This is a genomic window from Streptomyces sp. 11-1-2 (assembly GCF_003595545.1).
In the GTDB taxonomy this organism is placed as follows: Bacteria; Actinomycetota; Actinomycetes; order Streptomycetales; family Streptomycetaceae; genus Streptomyces; species Streptomyces hygroscopicus_B.
On the sequence record NZ_CP022545.1, the window covers coordinates 1,569,210 to 1,588,251 of the forward strand.

Genomic DNA, 19,042 nt, shown 5'->3' on the forward strand with positions numbered 1-19,042 from the left:
CCGAATGGCAGCCACCCCGAAGGGACGCGCCACCTACCACCACGGCGACCTGGCCGCCGCGCTGGTGGAGGTAACCCTGCAGATCATCGACGAGGTCGGGGTGCGCGGCTTCTCCGTCGCGGAGGCCGCGCGCCGCACCTGTGTCAGCCCCGGTGCCCCGTACCGCCACTTCGCCGACCGTGACGCGCTGCTCGCCGCCGCCGCGCTGGAGGTCTCGCGGCGGCTGCGGGCCATCTACCTGGAGACCGCGGCCGAGACCGGGTCCGCTCAGGAGCGGCTGGCGACGGTGGCGGGCAGCTTCGTGCGCGCGGCCGCCCGCTACCGCGGCGGGCTGGACATCCTGTTCGCCCCGGGGTTGCGGGCCACCCATCCGGAGCTACGGGACAGCACCAGGGAGTTCGTCGATCTGCTGCTGCCGAGCGCCTTCGCGGTGATCGCTCCGGGCGAGGGACCTGCGACGGCCGTGGCGCTGCTCGACGCGCTGCACGCACTCGCCCGGGGGTATGTCGCCCAATTGCTGGAAGGGAAGTTCGGCGATCCGGATGACGTGGTCGAGGGGGTCGCCACCCGTGCGACCCAGGCCGCGCGGGCGCTGGTGGCGGGCTACGGCGTGCCTTCGGGGCCCGTCGGTGAGGTGGCACGGGACCGCTGACGGAGGGACAGAATTTCCCGTTCCGCTTCACGTTCTTCGTTCGGCGCGCATACCGTCGATGCGGAACGGATCGGAGGAACAGATGTCCCTGAAATCCGGTAAGGGCGCCCACCGGGCGCCTTCGCGTCTGCGCTCGCCGCACGCCATCGGCGCACTGGGGGTGGCGGTCACCGCCGCCGTCCTCGCCACCCTCGTCCCGGCCACGGCCGGGACGACCGACCCCGACCACGACGCCGGTACCGACCCGGCCCCCGCATCGTCCGTCCCGCACCCCGAGCGGGACTGGATGGGCTCGACGATCGCCCGCCACGAGAAGGCCGACCCCGGCGTCTCACCCAGGGCCGCCGGAGCGGCCTCCGTGGAGGGTGTGGACGTCAGCGACCATCAGGGTTCGGTCGACTGGGCGGCCCTGTGGGACGACAACGTCCGATTCGCCTATGTGAAGGCCACCGAGAGCACGACCTACAGAAACCCCTCGTTCTCCGCGCAGTACAACGGCTCCTACCAGCAGGGCATGATCCGCGGCGCCTACCACTTCGCCCTGCCGGATCGTTCCAGCGGCACCCGCCAGGCCGACTTCTTCGTGAGCAACGGAGGCGACTGGTCGGACGACGGCAAGACGCTGCCGCCCGTCCTGGACCTCGAGTACAACCCGTACGGAGCAACCTGCTACGGCCTGACCGCATCCCAGATCGTGGACTGGATCGGCGACTTCACCGCGCGGGTCAAGGAGCGCACCGGACGTCAGCCGGTGATCTACACGGCCACCGGCTGGTGGAAGACGTGCACCGGTAACAGCGCCGCCTTCGCCGAGCGGAACCCCCTGTGGCTGGCGCGGTACGCCACCACCCCCGGGGCCCTGCCGGCCGGCTGGGAGGCCCACACCCTGTGGCAGTACACCTCCACCGGTCCGCTGGTGGGCGACCACAACAGGTTCAACGGGAGCCTGGCGGGCCTCAAGGCGCTGGCCACGGGGTGAGGCGGCGGCGCTCAGCCGCCGAGCACACCGCCGAGCACACCGTCGAGCGTGTCCCCGACACCGTCCACCAGACCGCCCACCAGACCCTTGCCGTGGTGACCGCCCTCACCGGGGGTGGACTGCGGCGGCTGGCTGGGCTGCTGCGAGGGGGTGGTCGGATCGGCGCTCGGGGTCGTCTCACTCGGCGAGGAGTGCCCCGAGGGGACCTGGTCGTCCCGCTGCGCCGGGGTGGGGGCCGCGTGGGTGGTCGCGGCCTTGGAGGGTGCCGCGTCGGGGGTGGCCGGGGTGGTGGGCCGCTGCGCGCCGGCGCCCCGGTCCGTCGCCCCGCCACCGGGAGTGGCGGCGTCCGTGTCGTCGGAGATCAGCTTCGGCTTCGTGGACTCGCTGGGCGAGACATGGCTCTGCGAGGGCGAGTGGTCGACGGCGGGATCGATGTGCGGCGCCTGTTCCTGCTGTGTGTTCACATCGGAGCGGGCCTGCACGGACTTGTCACCGCCGGCCGTCGAGTGGAGGCCGAAGGCTATGGTTCCGGCCACGCCGAGGGCGGTAGCCGCCTTGAGCGTCGTGGTACGCGCCTGCTGAGCGGCGGTCGGTCGGCTGTGTCGACCCATTTCGCTGGTCTCCCCGTTATGGCATGGGTTGGGTGCAGTGCACCGGAAGGCCCGGTTCCGAGTGGAACTGATGTCCGACGCACACGTGTTACAGAGTAAAGAATGAGCCAGATGATAACCACGGCCCCCCGGTGTACGGCCACCCGTACACCGGGGAACGTTTGTCCATGGCTAGCGCGCGGCCTCCGGGTAGAAGTCGCGTGAACCGCCCTTACCGTCCTTGAGCTTGCCGAGCAGGCTCGCCGGGTACTCGATGAGCCAGTAGCTCACCGCGGCGGCGGCCACGGCCACCACCAGCACGATGACCACGGCCAGCGGGAAGCCCGCCTGGCCGTCGGGGGGCAGCAGCCCGGCGTTGTACAGGCCCAGCATGATCGGCTCATGCCAGACGAAGAGGCTGTAGCTGGCCAGCCCGGCGCCGGTGAGCCAGCGGGCCGTGAGCCACGTGTGCCACCGCCCCTGCCGCCGCACATGGATGGTGCTGTACAGCAGCACCGTCCACAGCAGGGCGGACAGCGGATGGTAGAAGGTGGTGGGGAAGTCCTCCGCCTCCGTACCGGACCAGGACAGCAGATACAGCCCCAGGAGCGCGGCCACCCGCAGCGGGATCGCCACCTTCGCGTGGAGCCGGCCCCGGTCGCCGAGGGCGACCATCATCACGGCCAGGCCCATGCCCGCCGCGAACCCTCCGAAGCGGGCCTGCGGTCCGAAGTACACCGGCCATTCGGTGTGCGGGATCTCCAGCACATAGCGGGCGACCGCGATCCAGATGAACGGCCCGATGTACAGCAGGGCACATCCCGCGGCGCACACCGCCACCCGGGAGGCCCGCCGGCGCAGCGGACGGCACGCCCGGGCGGCCAGGGGGCCGAGTCCCACCAGCGCCAGATAGAACATGATTTCCAGCGACAACGACCAGGTGGGGCCGATGGTGTAGAAGATCTGCTCCTGGTCGAAGACCTGGGTGAAGGTGAGATGGTGCACCAGATCGGACCACTCGCCGGGCAGGGTGGGGTTGCGGGTGGCCCAGACGCACAGGACCGCCAGGAAGTACAGCGGGATGATCCGGATGGCGCGCCGGAAGAGGAACACCCGGCCGGGGCGGGTCGAGCCCCCGTCGATCGCCGCCCGTGCGTAGGACAGCGTCAGCAGATACGCGGACAGGACGAAGAAGAAGTCGATGACCTCCAGCGACACCAGCGCGTTCGCGTACCGGTTGGGCACCGGTGAGTGGGCGCCGTCCCGGTCGTAGGTGAAGTACTGCTGCCAGACGTGGAAGACGACCGTGAGGAGCGCCGCCATTCCCCGGAAGCCCTGGATCTCCGCGTTCCGCCGGTTCCGGGCGGGCGCGCCCTTGGCGGGCGTGCCGTTGACCGGCCGGCGAACGGTGGCGGGCGCGGTGGTGAGGGTCGTGGACACCGTGCTCATGTCCGCTTCACCGCCTTCTCGCCGGGCCGCGGGGTGACCCGCCACTGGCGGTCCCGCAGCACCTCCTTGAGGAGCGACTGACGGGCCACGATGTTCTTGAAGTGGCTGTAGAAGAAGGTGGACACCAGCAGATACCGCCAGAACCACGCCCTGCGGCGGCGCAGTTCGGGCACCGCGAGCCGCCATGCGAACAGCGCCTGGACCAGCCCGGCGGACAGGGTGAACAAGGTGGCCAGCAGGCAGACCGGCACCGCCCAGTCGAGCTGGTCCACTCCGCCCGCCCGCCACGCCGAGTACAGCAGCACGGGCAGGATCTGCAGGGTCAGCCACGGCTGGATCTCACGCCAGCCCAGCAGCACCAGCAGCCCCGCCTTCTGGCGGACGGTGAAGGCCGGGGAGCGCAGCCCGCGCCACAGGTATTTCAGCGACACCTGGAGCCAGCCCTGGGCCCAGCGCGACCGCTGGTTCCACAGCGCCTTGAGGGTGGTGGGCGCCAGTTCGCGCGAGATGAGCGTGCGGTCGGTGGCGATCCTGGCCCCCTCGTGCAGGGCGCGCATCGAGGAGTCGATGTCCTCGGTGAGCATCGTGCCGTGCATCCGGGTCCTGGCGAGCAGATCGGTGCGCCAGAAGCCGTTGGAGCCGCCGAAGACGCCGAAGGTGTAGAGCCGGGTCCGGCCGGGGTGGCTGACGGCGTAGATGGCCTCGAACTCCACGCCCACCAGCTTGGAGACCCAGGAGCTCTCACCGTTGCGGATCACACAGTGGCCCTGGACCACGTCGTAGCCATGGGAGAGCCAGTGCCAGGCGTGCTGGAAGGCGTCGGGCACCGGGTGGTGGTCGGCGTCGAAGATGCCGACGAACTCACCGCGCACCCGGGTGACGGCGGCGTTGACGTTCTGCGCCTTGGAGGTGCTGCCCGCCACCGGCATCAGCACCAGCCGCGGGTCGCGGCGGGCCATCTCCCGCAGGGTCTCCTCGACGGGCATGGGGTGCGGCGTGTTGTACGCGAGCACGATCTCCAGCTCGTTGGGGTAGTCCAGGCGCAGAAAGGACTCGATGGTGTCGACGATGGTCGCCGCCTCATTGGGCAGATACGCGGCGATGACGGCACTGGCCGGCGGATACGGCTGTGCGGGCTGTTCGGGCCGGGGTTTGGCGTCGAGCGAGAAGAGGCACTCCAGCACGATCATCGCGGCGGAGAGCACCAGCCCGGACACCACGACCCAGTAGGCGGCCGAGCCGACGTCCCAGCCCAGCTCGTACATCTGCTGGTAGAAGACGAAGGGGATGCCCACGCCGAAGAGAAGCACCAGGATGGGCGAGAGCGCCGACAGCAGGGTGCGGAGCGCGGTGGCCAGCGGACGGCGACGGCGGCGGTCGCTGCCGCGCATCCACGCCGCGTACTTGACCGGCCGCAGATCCCGGTGGCGGATCGATTCGTCCACCGCGTTGCGGGAGTTGGCGACGGCCTGGGCGCGGTCCGGGCAGTCGGCCAGCGGGGTCCATCCGATCGCCGGGGTCAGCCGTACGTTCTCATCGGCGACCACGAAGCGGGTCCCGGCCACGGCGTTGGCGAACCTCTGCAGTTCACCGCGCGCGGTGTCCTCGTCCACACCGGGCATCAGCATCAGCAGGTGGCCGTCGTCGTCCCAGCCGAGCCGGTCGCAGACACCGCCCAGCTTCTCCGCCACTCCGGCGAGACGTTCGGCGACCTCACGGCGCACCCGCGGCCCGAGCCGGGCTTCGAGGGCGGCTATCTCGGCGACGCCGACCATGGCGACGACACCACCGACGCGGCTGTCGTCGACCCGCTTGAGTTCCCGGTCGAGTTCGCCCAGGAAGTGGGGCTGGGAGTACAGGCCGGTGCGCGGGTCGAGCAGCAGGTTCTCGACGGGGACCGGGACCCGGCGCAGCTTGGCCTCGATCCGGGCGGAGAGCTCGACGGGGTCGGAGCTGTCCGGCAGGCAGTCGTCGGCGCCGCCGCGCAGCATGTCGGCGACGCCGGCGGGGCCGGGGTCGGAGGTGACCATGAGCAGGGGAAGCGCCCGTCCCGCGGGCACGGCGCGGACCTCGCGTATCAGGTCCAGCCCGTCGTCGGCGTCGTCCAGGGCGACGATCGCGTCCGGAGGGGATTGCCGCATCTGACGGCTGACGTCGCCGGGCTCCGCATGGCTCACCTCATGCCCGGTCGAGACGAGTGTCCGGGTCAGCTCATCGAGTCTGGGGCCCGGTGTGCCGACCGCCAGCACATGCCCGCTCGGTCCCGCCACATCGCCGCGAGCGGCGGGCACGGGTTGCTGGTATTCGCGTGATCGTGGGTGGTGCGAAGTAAGCACCTGAGGGGTTCCTTTCTGAAAGACATGCGTCACCGAACGGGCCGTGGGCGCGCGGACGTTCCGGCCGGGGTCAGGGCAGACCGCGTGGCCCGCGGGCATGCGCGCATGGGCATGCGTCTACGGGCAGGCCGGAGGACGGCGTCGCCGGGAAGGCCGGGGCGATCCGCCGTTCGGTGAGTGGTGAGAGGCGGCTACGCCGCGACCGTGGCCGATCCGCGCGGGGAGAGGTGAGGTCTCCGGCGGGGTCTCGGGCAGACGGACGCGACGGCGGCGGGGGACACGCGAACGTGCTCCAGCGAATTGCGCATAAGGTCCCATCCTGTTCGGATCGTGGGGGGCGGACCGAACGTCACCAGTGCGGGTCGACCGATCTTTTGGGCTGACCGGTCGGAATCCTTAGTCTCATCGATCACTACGGAACCACACAACACATCGAAGTAACACTCTCATTAACCGATGAGAGAGTTCCGCGTTCCTGCGGGCCGATCGCCACCGGTCTCAACTTGCCTACGGCGGGCCGGTGTCGGAGCCCTGTCGGTACGGCGTCGGTGCGCCATCGACCCGGCATCGGCCACGTCGGTGCGGTGTCGGTACCTCCGGCCAGTCTTTTTCCAGGCACCACATTCGGTGGTTGAATTCGGAAGGGACAACACCATGCGCAATACCCGGGTCCTGATTTCCGGCGCCAGTATCGCCGGGCCCGCCCTCGCCTACTGGCTGGACCGCTATGGCTGCCAGGTCACCGTGGTGGAGCGCGCCGCGGGGCCGCGCCCGGGCGGACAGGCGATCGACGTACGAGGTCCGGCGCTGGAAGTGTGCGCGCGCATGGGTGTGCTGGCGGAGATCCGGGCGCGCCGCACCGGGCTGCGCGGTATGTCGATGGTCGACGGCGACGGAAAGGAGCTGTTCAGCACCACCGAGCGCACCGCGAGTGGCGGACAGCTCGACAGCCCCGACGTGGAGATTCTCCGGGACGATCTGTCCTCGGTTCTGCTGGCCGCGGGCGGCGACGGGATCGAGTACCTCTTCAACGATTCGATCGCCTCGCTCGCCCAGGGACCCGATGAGGTGGCGGTCACCTTCCACCGGGGCGGTTCGCGCGCCTTCGACATCGTGGTGGCGGCCGACGGGGTGCACTCCTCCACCCGGGCGCTGGTCTTCGGCCCGGAGGAGAAATTCCTTCACCATATGGGGGGCTATCTGGGCGTGTGGACGGTGCCGAACTATCTGGGCCTCGACCGCTGGGAGGTCATCTACCAGATGCCCGGCGACGTCTGGGGCGGCATGGTGATGAGTGTCCGCGAGAACACCGAGGCACGGGTCTACATCGGCATCGACTCGGACGAACCGCCCGCCGAACTCCTCGGCTCCCGGACCGTCTCGGAACAGAAGCGGCTGGTGGCCGAGCGGTACCGGGACGCGCGCTGGGAGATGCCACGGCTGCTGGAGTACATGTGGGGGGCGCCCGACTTCCACCTCGACGTGGCGGCCCAGATCCATATGGACTCCTGGTCCCGTGGCCGGGTGGCCCTGGTCGGCGACGCCGGTTACTGCGGCTCGCCGATGTCCGGGCAGAGCACCAGTGTGGCCATGGTCGGCGCCTATGTCCTGGCGGGCGAGCTCAAGGCCGCCGGCGGTGACCACACCGCGGCCTTCGCCGCCTATGAGCGCGAGCTGCGGGGCTATGCGGCGGCCAACCAGCAGCTCGCGCTGGACAACAAGGCACGGAAGGACGCGGAGACCACATCGCGCGGGCAGGAGCCCGACACCAACCCGACCGATATCGGTGACGGCTTCTACGAAGTGGTCAATTCCTACACCCTCAAGGACTACTGACCGGGCCGCCCGACGGCCGTGGCCGTGGCCTCGTGGCCTCGTGGCCTCGTGGCCGTCTAGGACACCACGTCCTTGCGGCCGAAACCACGGAAGGCGAACGCGAGGAACACCAGCGCGTAGGCGACGGACACCGAGACGCCCTTCACCATTCCGCCCCACTCCATATGAGGCTGGAGTGCGTCCGCCCACGCGAACTGCCAGTGCGCGGGCAGGAAGTCGCGCCAGGAGCCGAGCGCCGTGACCGCGTCCAGCACATTGCCCACGATGGTGAGCCCCACCGCGCCGCCCACCGCGCCCAGCGGCGCGTCGGTGACGGTCGAGAGCCAGAACGCCAGAGCGGCCGTGACCAGCTGGGACAGGAAGATGTACAGCACCACGAGGGCGAGCCGGACGAGGGCGTCCCCGATCGGCAGTTCACCGCCCGTGGGCATCCGCAGCGGCCCCCAGCCGTACGCGACGCCGCCCACCGCGAGCGCGACCAGCGGCAGCAGCACCATGGCGGCGGCGCTGAAGGCGAGGGCCACCGCCAGCTTGCTCCCCAGCAGCCGGGCCCGGGGCACGGGCGCGGCCAGCAGATAGCGCAGCGAGGACCAGCTCGCCTCGGAGGCCACGGTGTCACCGCAGAACAGCGCCACCGGCACCACCAGCAAAAAGGCGGCCGAGACGAACAGCGCGGTGGCGGCGAGGTTCGCGCCGGAGGCGGTGGCCGTGGCCATCAGAGTGACCCGGTCCTCCCGCCCCTCGGGGGTGCCGCCGATGGCGAAGGCGGCGACGAGGACGAACGGCAGCAGCGCCAGCACCAGCGCCATGACCAGGGTCCGGCGGCGGCGTAGCTGTCGTACGGCCTCGACCCGCAGCGGCAGGGTGTGATGGGCCCGGTAGCCGGGCGCGACCTGGGACAGGGAGCTCACGCGGATCCTCCTGCAATCAGCGTCAAGAAGGCGTCTTCCAGGCGCCGGTTGGGCCCGAAGCTGGTCACCGGGATCTCCAGCCGCACCAGTTCGGCGAGCAGCCGCGCCGGGGTGGTCCCGTCGAGCTGGACGAGCAGTCCGTCGGCGGTGCGGGCGGCGGAGACGATACCGGGCAGCGTGTTCACCTTGTCGATGTGGGCCTCGCTCAGCTCGCCGTCGTGGCCCACCAGCACACTGCCGCCGTTGCCGGTGATCTCGCCGACCGGGCCCGCCTGGATGAGCCGGCCGCGGTCCATGACGACCAGATGGGTGCAGGACTGCTCGACCTCCGCCAGGAGATGGCTGGAAACGATCACCGTGCGTCCCTCGGCGGCGTACCGGATCATCACCTCGCGCATCTCGCGGATCTGTGGCGGGTCGAGGCCGTTGGTCGGTTCGTCGAGGATCAGCAGATCGGGCAGGCCCAGCATGGCCTGGGCGATGGCGAGCCGCTGCCGCATGCCCTGGGAGTAGGTGCGCACCGCACGCTCCAGCGCGCTGCCCAGGCCCGCGATCTCCAGGGCCTCCTCGATATGGGCGTCGGCGGCGGGGCGGCCGGTGGCCCGCCAGTACAGCTCCAGGTTGGCGCTGCCGGTCAGATGCGGCAGGAAGCCCGCCCCCTCGACGAAGGCGCCGACGCGGGAGAGCACGGGGGCGCCGGGCCTGATGGCCTGGCCGAAGACCCGGATCTCGCCCTCGTCGGGGGCGATGAGCCCCATCAGCATGCGCAAGGTGGTGGTCTTGCCCGCGCCGTTGGGCCCGAGGAGCCCGAGCACCTGCCCCTTCTCGACGCGGAAGGACAGCTCGCGTACCGCGTAGCGGTCGGCGGACTTGGCGTAGCGCTTGCTGAGACCGGTGATCTGCAGGGGCACCTCGGCCAGTTCGGGGTCGGGCGCGGGAGTGGCCGCACGCCGCCTGCCGGTCAGCACCAGCGCGAGCGCCACCACGGCCGCGGCGAGCGGCAGCCCCCACACCCAGGCGGGCAGCGGGGCGGGCTGGGTGTGCGCCGCGGGTGCGGTGGGAACCGTCAGGCCGCCGTCCACGAGCCCGACCGTGTAGGTGGCGGGCTCGGTCGGGGAGGCGTAGCCGAGATCGGTGGAGGCGAGGACGAGCCGCAGCCGATGGCCCGCGATGAGCTCGTGGTCGACGGCGGGCAGCCGGACGGTGACGGTACGGCCCTGCTTCGCGCCGGTGACGCGCAGTGGCGTGACCAGTTGCTCGGGCAGCACCTGCTGTCCGTCCGGCCCCACGTCGTAGACCTTGGCGAACAGGACGGCGTCGTCCGTGTCGGCCTTGACCCGCACCTTCACCTCGGGCGATCCGGTGATCCGCAGGGGGCGGTCCAGCCGCGCCGAGTCGAACCGCGCGAACTGGCCCGGGACGTCGAGGGAGAGGCCGACGCCGAGCGAGGACGCCTGGGACAGCCCGGCCACGCCCGGCACCGTGGAGATGGAGGGCGGCCCCGCCCCGGGCGGGTTGGCGAACGACTGCTCGCGTCCGGGCAGTGCCACCTTCCGGGTGCCGTCGCCCAGGCCCGGGTAGCGGTCGCCGGTGGCGCCGCGCAGCTGGACCGCGCCGTTGGTGGTGTCGATGCCGCCGGTGCGGCTGATCCGGAAGGCGGGCCCGGTGTCGGTGCCCTTGTCGCCCTTGAGGTAGCGGTCGAACCAGGCGCGGGTGCGCGCCGCCACCCGCGAGGTCTCGCGGTCGCCGCCGTCATGTCCTCCGGCCGTCCAGTCGACGGCGACCGGCGCCCCGGCGGCTCGGATCGACTTCGCCATCTCATCGGCCTGGCCGAGGGGGAAGAGGGAGTCGGCCTGTCCCTGGAGGATCAGCGTGGGGACCTTGATCCGGCCGGCCACGGCGGAGGGGCTGCGGGCCTCGAGCAGCCGGCGGGCGGCGGCGTCGGGCTTTCCGGCGACCGCGACCCGCTCGTACATCTCGCACAGCCGCTTCTCGAAGCGACCGCAGCCCTGGCCTCCCAGGGTCTTCCCGCCGTTCTCGTCCCCCGCGCCGTTCGCGTCTCCCGGGTCCGCCTGGGCTCCCTGGCCCGCCCCGCCGTTCTCGCCTCCCGGGCCCGACTGGCCCATTCCGCCGCCCGCTCCTCCCCCGCCGTTCGCATCCTCCTGGCCGCCCTGGGCCTGGGTGAGGTCGGCCGAGCCGGTGGTGAAGAACAGCCCGGTCCAGAGCTTTTTGTAGACACCGTTCGGGAAGAGCGCGTCGGCGAGGTTCCAGTAGGTGATCTCGGGCGCGATGGCATCCACCCGGCGGTCGTATCCGGCGGCGAGCAGGGAGATCGCCCCGCCGTAGGAGGCGCCGGCGACGCCCACCCGGGGGTCGCCCTGGCCGTCGAGCCGCACCTCGGGGCGTTTCGCCAGCCAGTCGATCAGCCGCCGGGCATCGGCCACCTCATGCTCCGGGTCGTTCAGCCCGATCTTCCCCGTGGACCTGCCGAATCCACGCGCCGACCAGGTGAGCACGGCGTATCCGTCGCGGGCCAGCTCCTCCGCCCGGTCGCGTACGTCGTCCTTGCTGCCCCCGAAGCCGTGGGCGAGCAGGACCGCGGGCCTGCGGCCGGTGCCCGAGGTGAAGTAGGAGGTGTCGATACGCGCGCCCGGCATGTCCAGCACGCGGTCCTGGCGGTGCACGGCCGGCCGGTCGTCGGAGGCGGCGGCCGCCCAGGTGCCCGCGCCCGCGAGGACGGCCGCGGCGGCCACGGCGGCGGCCAGGCGCCGGCCTCGCAGCCGGGTCTTTCGGAGATCCATACCCGCAACCCTAAGAGGAGGATGCAAACGCCGGAGCTGACACCAGACGGATTCTCGTCCCCTCCCGGGGGAGTACCCCGACACCTGCCGTACACCCGGCGCGGTATGCCACCGGCCGCGGCGGCCGGGCTTTTGGATCAGTCAGATGAAGCTCCATAAGATGCGCCGGTGATCATAAAGAAACGTCTGGCGACAGGCGCGTTGGGGCTGCTCGCGGCCCTCGCCTGCGGCCTGATATCCCCTCCCTCCGCCATGGCCGGCGAACCGGCTCCCGATTCCCCGAAGGTCGAGCTGGTGCTCGACGTCAGCGGCTCCATGCGGGCCCGCGACGTCGACGGCGACACCCGGATGGCGGCAGCGAAACAGGCGTTCAACGAGGTGCTGGACGCCACGCCCGAAGAGGTGCGGCTGGGCATCCGCACCCTCGGCGCCAATTACCCGGGCAAGGACCGCGTGGCCGGCTGCCGGGACAGCGAGCAGCTCTACCCGGTGGGCCAGGTGGACCGCACCGAGGCCAAGGCGGCCGTCGCCACGCTGCGCCCCACCGGCTGGACGCCCATCGGGCTCGCGCTGCGCGGCGCGTCCAAGGACCTCTCCAGTGGCGAGGGGACCCGCCGGATCGTGCTGATCACGGACGGCGAGGACTCCTGCGGTCAGCCCGACCCGTGTGATGTGGCCCGTGAACTGGCCGCCCAGGGAACCCATCTGGTCGTCGACACGCTCGGGCTGACGCTGGACCGCAAGGTCCGCGAGCAGCTCAGCTGCATCGCCGAGGCCACCGGTGGCACCTATACGGCGATCCAGCACCGGGACCAGCTCTCCAGCCGTATCAAGCAACTGGTCCGGCGCTCCGCCGACACCCCCGTGCAGACGCCCACGCCGGTGCGAGGCGCCGCACAGTGCGCGAAGGCCCCCTACCTGGGCTCCGGCCTCTACAGCGACCGGGAGAGCTTCGGCGAACACCGCTGGTACCGGATGCAGGTGGCGCCCGGTCAGGAACTGCGGGCCTCGGCGAGCGTGGCCGTGGACCGCGCCGTCGACCCGGACTACGGCGTTCTGCTGCGGGCGATGACCCCGGGCGGCCGGGAGCTGGTGCGCGGCAGCGAGGCGGGCAGCGGCCGTACGGACGTCATGTCCAGCGGGCTGCGCTATCCGGTCGCCGATGTGGACGACGACGAGGACGAGACCGCGCGGACGGTGTGCCTGGAGCTGAGCCAGTCCTTCTCCGCGCCCGCTTCCGTCAAGCGCGCTCCGGGCCTTCCGGTGGAGCTCGCCGTCGATGTGGTCGGCAACGACGATCCGCCCGCCGATGTGGCCGCCTTCGGCCTGGGCCGCGGCTGGATGCTGCTGGGCGCGCTCACCGTGGGCGGGCTGCTCGCGGGGTTGCTGTGGGGCTGGCTGGCCCGCTGGCGTGTCACCGTCTGGAGGTCCAACTGATGCGAGCCCTGCGTACCGTGGGCGCCGCGCTCGCCCTGTGTGCCGCCGCCTGGCTGACCGCCGCCGCCCCGGCCGCCGCTGACGGCACGGACGACAAGAAGGACGGCGCCCCCACCGAGGCGGGCACGAACTTCCGTACCGCCACCGAGATCAAGCCCGGCCAGAAGGCCACCGCGGCGGCCTCCACCGGCGACTATCTGTACTGGGTGTTCCCGGCCGCCGCCGGGCAGATCCCCAAGGTCGAGGCGGAGCTGAGGCTGCCCGACGGTTCGAGCCGGCACGGCAGCGCCACCTGGCAGCTCGATGTCTACGACGGTCTGCGCCGCCACCAGGCGTGCGCCTCGGGCACCCCGGCGCGCCGGGCGGGCCGGCAGGACCGGTCGGTCACCGTGAGCTGCACCCTGCGCCAGGTGCGGTCCTGGTCCGAGCGCTGGGCCAATGACCCGCTGCAGGGCGCCTATTACGTGCGGCTCACCGTCGTCGATCTGCCCGCCGAGGACCTCGGGCTGCCGATCGACGCTGAAGTGGAGGCGTCCGTACCGGACGCGGGCGGGGCGCACGCCGACGGCGGGGACGTGACCCCGCTCAATCCGGTGCTGCGGTCCGGAACGGCCCCGGGCACGGGCTCCGAGCCACCGGGCGACACGTCCTCGGACTCCGCGGACGACAAGAGCGGGGACATCCCGCACGCGGTCGCCGAGCCGGAGGACGACTGGGGCTCCGGCTGGTGGTCGGACCGGTGGGTGTGGACCGTGATCGGCGCGGCGCTGGCGGCGCTCGCCGGGGTGGGCGGCTACACCCTCACCCGGGGGCCGCGCTTCCCCGGCCGTCCGCCGAGCGACGCCTGACCCGATATCTGACCTGATATCCGGAATCGGCGCGCGGCCCGCACCTTCACCGTGCGGGCCGCGCGCCACACCGGACCCCGGCCGCCCGGACCCTCAGGAATAGTCCTGGCCCATGAGCCGCCCAAAGTCTTCGGGATCCGTGTCGAATCCACGAATAGCGCTCCGCATTCCCCATTCCCCCGAGTCGTCCCGGGTGAATACCGCCACCGTGGCGGCAGTGGCTCCAGAGACACCGGTGAAGTCGCTCGTAATCAGCTCGGTGTATCCGTTGAGAATCCGGACGCTGGTGTTCGGGACATCTCCGAACGTCTTCCGTCCCGAGCTCCGCTGGATGACTATCCCGACGACCACCCGCGAGTATTCGGACGACAGCCGTTCGAGTTCGAGGGTCATGGACTCGTCGACGCCAAAGCCCTGACCGGTGCGGCTGTCCCTGTTGAGGTTGATGGTGCCGTCCGGTGAGCGGCTGTCGAAGTGGACGAGATACGCGGGCTCACCGTACGGATCGGCAGCGCGGTACGTCCCCGCCACGATGTCGAGATCATGGGGCGGCTCACCAGCGGGACTCGGATCCCACTTGAGCGCCACCTCGATTTTCCGAAGCCCCTTGTTGAGACCAGTCACCCGGACTTCCCTTCCCTAGAACCGTGCGGATGTTGAATGCGCGTGGCGTCAAGCGTATCGCGGGCAGGGCGAGTTGAGGATTTCCCGACGGCCGCGTGCGGGGCCTCCCTGAGGGGTCTCTACTATGGGCCTCCGTACTAACGGCGGAAGGAAGCGTCCATGCGACGGTTGGGGGAGCTCGAGGCGGAGATCATGGACCGCCTCTGGGCTTGGCAGCGTCCCACCACAGTGCGGGAGATCGTGGACGACATCAATGAGCACCGCCCGGTCGCCTATACCACGGTGATGACCGTCGCTTCCATCCTCTACAACAAGGGCTGGCTGCTGCGCGCCAAGGAGGGCCGGGCGTGGGTGTACTCACCGGTCCGCAGCCGCGAGGAGTACACCGCCGCCCTGATGGAGGACGCGCTCGGCACCAGCGAGGACCGCTCCGCCGCCCTCGCCCACTTCGTCCAGCAGATGGGCCCGGAGGAGGTCAGCGCGCTGCGCAAGGCACTGCGGGCCACGGGGCGGCGGACCCGGGCGTGACGGCCGCCCTCGCCCTGGGCTGCTACGCCGCCGCGGTCGGCTCGCTGGCCCCGAAGGCGCTGGCGCGCAGCGCCTGGCCGCATCGCGCACCCGGCCTGGCGGTTGCCGTTTGGCATGGATTGGTCCTGTCGTTCACCATCGCGCTGGCTATGACCACTTATCACCTCGTCACCCCAACTTGGCATCTTCATAATGGAATGTCCGGCTTGCTCCGGTTCTGTGGGTTGACGTTGGACGCCCGCATCCCGGGCCCGGTCGGCGTTCCGGCCATCGCCGCACCGGCCTTGGTGGTACTGCTTCCGCTCATCCGCTTCGGCCATGAGCTGCTGCGGGCCCGGCGCGTTCGCGCCCGGCACCGGAGCGTGCTGGACATGGTCGGCCGGCGCTCGGCGCACTGGCGCGCCACCGTGCTGGACCATGACACGCCCGCGGCATACTGCCTGCCCGGCCGCAGGCCGCGGATCGTCGTGAGCGCGGGCGCGCTGAGACTCCTCTCCCCCGCCCAACTGGAGTCCGTACTGGAGCATGAGCGCGCGCATATCGCGGGCCGCCACCATCTGGCACTGGCGGCCACCGAGGCGTTCGCCCGGGTGTTCCGGTGGCTGCCGCTGGCGCGCGAAGCCAAGGCACAGACGGCACTTCTGCTGGAGATGGCCGCGGACGACCGGGCCCTGCGCCGCCATCCGCGCGAAGCGCTCGTCTCAGCCCTGTACGCGATGGCGGCGGGCCATGCTCCCGGCGGGGCCTTCAGCGTCGGCGGACCGGACGTCCTGGTCCGGTTGCGGCGGATGCTGGACGCCCGGCGGCGTCCACATCCGGCGCTGCGTGGCCTGGTGGTGGCGGCCGCGGTGGCCGTACCGCTGCTGCCCCCTCTGCTCGGCTGCGCCCCCGGGATGGGATAACGCCCCGGCACGCCTCGGGGGCCGCCCCGGGGCCACACGGAGGGACCGCGGGACCCGGGGCGGCGGGGCGGGAGGCGGATCAGAGCCGGTCGAGGAGGGTCCGCAGAGTGGCGACCTCGGTGGACTGGTTCTTGACGACGTCGTCGGCGAGCTTCTTGGCCTTGGCGTTACGGCCGTTCTTCTTCTCGTCCTTCGCCATGGCGATCGCGCCCTGGTGATGGTCGATCATCAGGCTCGCGAAGGCACGGTCGAAGGCGGGCCCCTTGGCGACCTCGAGCTTCCGCATGTCCTCCTTGGACATCATTCCGCCCATATCGCCCTTACCGCTCGAACCGTGGTCCATGCCATCCATGCCGTCCATACCGCCCGATGACGCCTTCTCCGGCTTACCCCAGCCCTTGAGCCAGGACTTCAGGGTGGCGATCTCCGGGTCCTGCGCCTTCTCGATCTGCCCCGCCAGGCTCGTGATCCGCGAGTCCGAGGCCCGGTCCTCGGCCAGTGCGGCCATCGTCAGAGCCTGCTCATGATGCGGGATCATCATCTGCGCGAAGCGGACGTCCGCGTCATTGAACGCGCCCGCCGAGGAGGCCGCGGTGGCCTCGGAGGCGGTGGACTCCTTCGCGCCCGTGTGGTCCATGTCCTTCATGTCGTCGCTCCCGCCGCAACCGGCGAGCAGCAGCCCGGCGGCGGCGACGGCGGCCACAAGCGCGAGACGGCGATGGAGCGGCCGACGCGGGGCATGCGTCAATGCGGTCATGTCGATATACCTCTTTTGCCAAGTGTTGACTGTTCCGTGGGGCGTACCGGCGCTTTACGCGCGGTTCGGCCTAAATCCGCAGAACAGACAGGGCAGTGAGGTCGGGTCCGCGCGACGGCGGGTCGGGCCGCGCGACGGCGGCCGACGCCACGGGGAGCCTCAGCGGGGGACCGCCCCGGCGGGTGAGGGCCGCGCTCAGGAGCGCCCCGAGCATCCAGACGCCGAGCACCGCGACGCACAGCGAGGCCATGTCCATACCGGTCATGGGCGCGCGCGGCTTCGTCTCGGGCGCGGCCGGCGCATGCTCGGCCTCGCCGGACGGGGCGGGCGCGGCCCGGTGCGACCCGGAGCCGGTGGCGGCCGTACGGCCGTCGCGGTCGCCGCCGTACGGCTCGCCGCCGTACGGCGCGGGGCGCGGCTCACCGGAGGCGTGGTGTGCCGAGTGGCTCCCACCCGCACCGGATCCGCCGTCGGGATGACCCAGGGTGTGCATGACGAAGACACCGAGCGCGAGCACGACGACGAGCAGGACCCGCGGAAGGACTCCGTCCGCGCGCACACTCCTGCCGGTGGTCACCGTCGCTCCTCGGGGGTCGGTGTGATCTCTCGGAGCCACACCCTACTCCTAATGCCGTTAGTATGTGCACGGACCCCCGGAAGACCCTCGGAAGCCGCTCAGCCCTCCCGCATCGCGATCCTGGCCAGCATGTTCTTCGCCTCATCGGCGACCTCGGCGTCCGCGACCACGTCATAGCGCGCGGCCACGATCTGGCTGCGGGACGAGAAATCGCGCTGCCCCCGGGTCATGGCATGCCCGACGAAACCGAAGATCGCGCCGAACACCGCGCCGTAGACGAGACCGCTCACCAGCAGCACGATCACGTTGTTGGCCCCGGCGGCGAACACGGACAGCAGCAGCCCGACCAGCAGCCCGAACCAGGCCCCCGTACCCGCCCCCGCCAGCGCCGCACGACCCCTGGTCATCCGCCCGAGCACCGTCTCGACCATGCGGAGGTCCGAGCCGATGATCGCCATGTGTTCCACCGGGAACTTGTTGTCGGACAGGAAGTCGACCGCGCGCTGGGCGCCGGCGTAGGTCGGAAACGAGCCGACGACCGGGCGGTCGACCATCTCCGACGGCGGTTGCTGGGTCATCGCCGTCTCCCTCCGTCAAGGAGAGCGTGCGCCCGCGCCTGTCCCCTCGCAACGGGAGAGGCGCGGGGAAAGCGGCGGAACCTCCGATAGATGGTCCGCGCGGCCGGATATCCGGAACGCCGGCGCGGCTATCCGCGGAACATTTCCCCGGCCCTCTTCGCTCTTCTCCCTGCCACTCTTCGCCCCTCATTTCCCACCCGGGCACGAGACCGCGCCATTCCCGGAAGGGGCCGCTTCCTTTCGCGCTGTCGGTGCATGGGCCCGCTCCCTCTTTCGGTTAACCGTTGACAGCGGTCGTGGCCGTGGGAACGGCTGACGCTGACGCGGTGACCGCGCGCCGACGGGCCGGGCCCGCCGCGCTCCGAGGAGGCGCGGCGGGCCGGCGGTTTCAGCGGCGGGCGGGGCGGTCGGGGCGGTCGGTGTGATCGGTGCGGATGAGGGAACGCACCATCCGGCAGGTGGTGTCGGAGGGCGGATGCACCCCGATCCGGGCGGCCGTGGAGCGTATCTTGCGGTTGGGCGCCTGCTCGGGGCGGTAGACACCGGAGTTGAGCAGCGCGATAGCCAGGCGCATGGCCTTCAGACGGCGGTTGTGGGACTCGTACCACTCACGCGGACGCCCGGCGGGCATCCGCTTCTTCGGCAGGGTCGGGAAGCTCGGCAGCTCCTGGAGAGGGGGTGCGGCAACGGCCATCGGCAGCCTCCTGAGATGGTCGGGAAACCTTCCCTTCAACTGCCTCCATTCTACGGCCGGGCACTGACAAAGGCCCCTGGTCAGGCGCCATTCCGAAGCGGTCCCGCGATACCGTGTGCGGCATGGAGATCTGGATCAATCCGGCATGCTCGAAGTGCCGTGGCGCGCTCACCCTGCTCGACGCGGAGGGGGCGGGTTACACCGTCCGCCGCTATCTCGAAGACGTGCCGAGCCAGGACGAGATCCGCGAGGTGCTCGGCCGGCTCGGGCTGGAGCCGTGGGACATCACCCGGACCCAGGAGGCGGCCGCGAAGGAGCTGGGGCTGAAGGACTGGCCGCGTGAGAAGAGCGCTCGGGATCGCTGGATCGCGGCGCTCGCCGAGCACCCCAAGCTCATCCAGCGGCCCATCATCACGGCGGACGACGGTACGGCGGTGGTGGGGCGCACGGAGGAGGCGGTACGGGAGGCGCTGTCCCGGTCCCGCGAGTGACCTCAAGGCCAGGGGCACGACGCCCCCGGCGCCCCGTGTGACGACACGGGAC

The 19,042-nt window shown here is 71.1% G+C and carries 17 protein-coding genes and 1 pseudogene; 8 read left to right on the top strand and 10 right to left on the bottom strand.

What is annotated here, in order from left to right; all coding sequences use genetic code 11:
- Positions 1 to 4 precede the first annotated feature (4 nt).
- Entirely contained in the window at positions 5 to 652 is a 648-nt protein-coding gene (locus tag CGL27_RS06450) for a TetR family transcriptional regulator (RefSeq protein ID WP_119985200.1), read from the top strand.
- An 82-nt stretch (positions 653 to 734) separates the two neighbouring features.
- Positions 735 to 1,631, top strand: coding sequence for a lysozyme (locus CGL27_RS06455; protein WP_119985201.1), 897 nt, complete (start codon positions 735 to 737; stop codon positions 1,629 to 1,631).
- Positions 1,632 to 1,642: 11 nt separating this feature from the next.
- Here the strand turns inward: CGL27_RS06455 and CGL27_RS06460 are convergent, their stop codons facing one another.
- From CGL27_RS06460 to CGL27_RS06470, 3 genes are all read right to left on the bottom strand, one after another.
- Positions 1,643 to 2,242 (bottom strand): extensin, encoded by a 600-nt coding sequence (locus tag CGL27_RS06460; RefSeq protein WP_078638900.1) that lies wholly within the window; start codon positions 2,240 to 2,242, stop codon positions 1,643 to 1,645.
- 171 nt (positions 2,243 to 2,413) lie between these two features.
- A complete protein-coding gene (locus CGL27_RS06465; RefSeq protein ID WP_078638901.1) occupies positions 2,414 to 3,670 on the bottom strand; it encodes an acyltransferase in 1,257 nt (418 codons plus the stop codon).
- Entirely contained in the window at positions 3,667 to 5,961 is a 2,295-nt protein-coding gene (locus CGL27_RS06470) for a glycosyltransferase (protein ID WP_240450372.1), read from the bottom strand. Before CGL27_RS06470 ends, CGL27_RS06465 begins: the two co-directional genes overlap by 4 nt.
- Before the next feature lie 699 nt (positions 5,962 to 6,660).
- Between CGL27_RS06470 and CGL27_RS06475 the strand changes: the two genes are divergently transcribed.
- Positions 6,661 to 7,842 (top strand): FAD-dependent monooxygenase, encoded by a 1,182-nt coding sequence (locus tag CGL27_RS06475; RefSeq protein WP_119985203.1) that lies wholly within the window; start codon positions 6,661 to 6,663, stop codon positions 7,840 to 7,842.
- A gap of 56 nt (positions 7,843 to 7,898) precedes the next feature.
- Here CGL27_RS06475 and CGL27_RS06480 read toward each other — a convergent pair whose 3' ends face one another.
- Positions 7,899 to 8,753, bottom strand: a complete 855-nt coding sequence (locus CGL27_RS06480) for an ABC transporter permease subunit (RefSeq protein ID WP_078638904.1) — start codon at positions 8,751 to 8,753, stop codon at positions 7,899 to 7,901.
- On the bottom strand, positions 8,750 to 11,554 hold the full coding sequence (locus CGL27_RS06485; RefSeq protein WP_119985204.1) for an alpha/beta fold hydrolase: 2,805 nt from the start codon (positions 11,552 to 11,554) through the stop codon (positions 8,750 to 8,752). Before CGL27_RS06485 ends, CGL27_RS06480 begins: the two co-directional genes overlap by 4 nt.
- A 168-nt stretch (positions 11,555 to 11,722) precedes the next feature.
- Between CGL27_RS06485 and CGL27_RS06490 the strand changes: the two genes are divergently transcribed.
- The gene (locus tag CGL27_RS06490; RefSeq protein WP_119985205.1) at positions 11,723 to 12,991 is read left to right on the top strand and encodes a VWA domain-containing protein; all 1,269 of its coding nucleotides are present in this window, start codon (positions 11,723 to 11,725) and stop codon (positions 12,989 to 12,991) included.
- Positions 12,991 to 13,839 (top strand): hypothetical protein, encoded by an 849-nt coding sequence (locus CGL27_RS06495; protein ID WP_119985206.1) that lies wholly within the window; start codon positions 12,991 to 12,993, stop codon positions 13,837 to 13,839. The genes CGL27_RS06490 and CGL27_RS06495 overlap by 1 nt, the downstream gene beginning before the upstream one ends.
- A 93-nt stretch (positions 13,840 to 13,932) precedes the next feature.
- Here the strand turns inward: CGL27_RS06495 and CGL27_RS06500 are convergent.
- Positions 13,933 to 14,466: pseudogene (locus CGL27_RS06500) on the bottom strand (TerD family protein); the annotation flags it as partial.
- A 156-nt stretch (positions 14,467 to 14,622) separates the two neighbouring features.
- On the opposite strand from CGL27_RS06500, the gene CGL27_RS06505 reads away from it, so the two are divergent.
- Both CGL27_RS06505 and CGL27_RS06510 read left to right on the top strand, forming a co-directional pair.
- The gene (locus tag CGL27_RS06505; RefSeq protein ID WP_078638909.1) at positions 14,623 to 14,991 is read left to right on the top strand and encodes a BlaI/MecI/CopY family transcriptional regulator; all 369 of its coding nucleotides are present in this window, start codon (positions 14,623 to 14,625) and stop codon (positions 14,989 to 14,991) included.
- Positions 14,988 to 15,893, top strand: coding sequence for a M56 family metallopeptidase (locus CGL27_RS06510; RefSeq protein ID WP_119985208.1), 906 nt, complete (start codon positions 14,988 to 14,990; stop codon positions 15,891 to 15,893). Before CGL27_RS06505 ends, CGL27_RS06510 begins: the two co-directional genes overlap by 4 nt.
- A 79-nt stretch (positions 15,894 to 15,972) precedes the next feature.
- Here CGL27_RS06510 and CGL27_RS06515 read toward each other — a convergent pair whose 3' ends face one another.
- The 4 genes from CGL27_RS06515 to CGL27_RS06530 form a co-directional block, all read right to left on the bottom strand.
- The gene (locus CGL27_RS06515; RefSeq protein WP_119985209.1) at positions 15,973 to 16,650 is read right to left on the bottom strand and encodes a DUF305 domain-containing protein; all 678 of its coding nucleotides are present in this window, start codon (positions 16,648 to 16,650) and stop codon (positions 15,973 to 15,975) included.
- Positions 16,651 to 16,720: 70 nt separating this feature from the next.
- Complete coding sequence (locus tag CGL27_RS06520) at positions 16,721 to 17,227, bottom strand: hypothetical protein (RefSeq protein WP_119985210.1); 507 nt, start codon at positions 17,225 to 17,227, stop codon at positions 16,721 to 16,723.
- 98 nt (positions 17,228 to 17,325) lie between these two features.
- Entirely contained in the window at positions 17,326 to 17,805 is a 480-nt protein-coding gene (locus CGL27_RS06525) for a general stress protein (RefSeq protein ID WP_078638912.1), read from the bottom strand.
- Between the two features lie 388 nt (positions 17,806 to 18,193).
- Positions 18,194 to 18,499, bottom strand: coding sequence for a hypothetical protein (locus CGL27_RS06530; RefSeq protein ID WP_119985211.1), 306 nt, complete (start codon positions 18,497 to 18,499; stop codon positions 18,194 to 18,196).
- A gap of 122 nt (positions 18,500 to 18,621) precedes the next feature.
- Between CGL27_RS06530 and CGL27_RS06535 the strand changes: the two genes are divergently transcribed.
- On the top strand, positions 18,622 to 18,990 hold the full coding sequence (locus CGL27_RS06535) for an arsenate reductase family protein (protein ID WP_078638914.1): 369 nt from the start codon (positions 18,622 to 18,624) through the stop codon (positions 18,988 to 18,990).
- Positions 18,991 to 19,042 lie beyond the last annotated feature (52 nt).

Excerpts from the sequence above, each read along its gene's own strand:
- CGL27_RS06485 (WP_119985204.1), bottom strand. The coding sequence starts at position 11,554 with ATGGATCTCCGAAAGACCCGGCTGCGAGGCCGGCGCCTGGCCGCCGCC.
- CGL27_RS06475 (WP_119985203.1), top strand. The coding sequence starts at position 6,661 with ATGCGCAATACCCGGGTCCTGATTTCCGGCGCCAGTATCGCCGGGCCC.
- CGL27_RS06505 (WP_078638909.1), top strand. The coding sequence starts at position 14,623 with ATGCGACGGTTGGGGGAGCTCGAGGCGGAGATCATGGACCGCCTCTGG.
- CGL27_RS06515 (WP_119985209.1), bottom strand. The coding sequence starts at position 16,650 with ATGACCGCATTGACGCATGCCCCGCGTCGGCCGCTCCATCGCCGTCTC.
- CGL27_RS06530 (WP_119985211.1), bottom strand. The coding sequence starts at position 18,499 with ATGGCCGTTGCCGCACCCCCTCTCCAGGAGCTGCCGAGCTTCCCGACC.
- CGL27_RS06525 (WP_078638912.1), bottom strand. The coding sequence starts at position 17,805 with ATGACCCAGCAACCGCCGTCGGAGATGGTCGACCGCCCGGTCGTCGGC.
- CGL27_RS06465 (WP_078638901.1), bottom strand. The coding sequence starts at position 3,670 with ATGAGCACGGTGTCCACGACCCTCACCACCGCGCCCGCCACCGTTCGC.
- CGL27_RS06460 (WP_078638900.1), bottom strand. The coding sequence starts at position 2,242 with ATGGGTCGACACAGCCGACCGACCGCCGCTCAGCAGGCGCGTACCACG.
- CGL27_RS06450 (WP_119985200.1), top strand. The coding sequence starts at position 5 with ATGGCAGCCACCCCGAAGGGACGCGCCACCTACCACCACGGCGACCTG.
- CGL27_RS06535 (WP_078638914.1), top strand. The coding sequence starts at position 18,622 with ATGGAGATCTGGATCAATCCGGCATGCTCGAAGTGCCGTGGCGCGCTC.
- CGL27_RS06455 (WP_119985201.1), top strand. The coding sequence starts at position 735 with ATGTCCCTGAAATCCGGTAAGGGCGCCCACCGGGCGCCTTCGCGTCTG.
- CGL27_RS06495 (WP_119985206.1), top strand. The coding sequence starts at position 12,991 with ATGCGAGCCCTGCGTACCGTGGGCGCCGCGCTCGCCCTGTGTGCCGCC.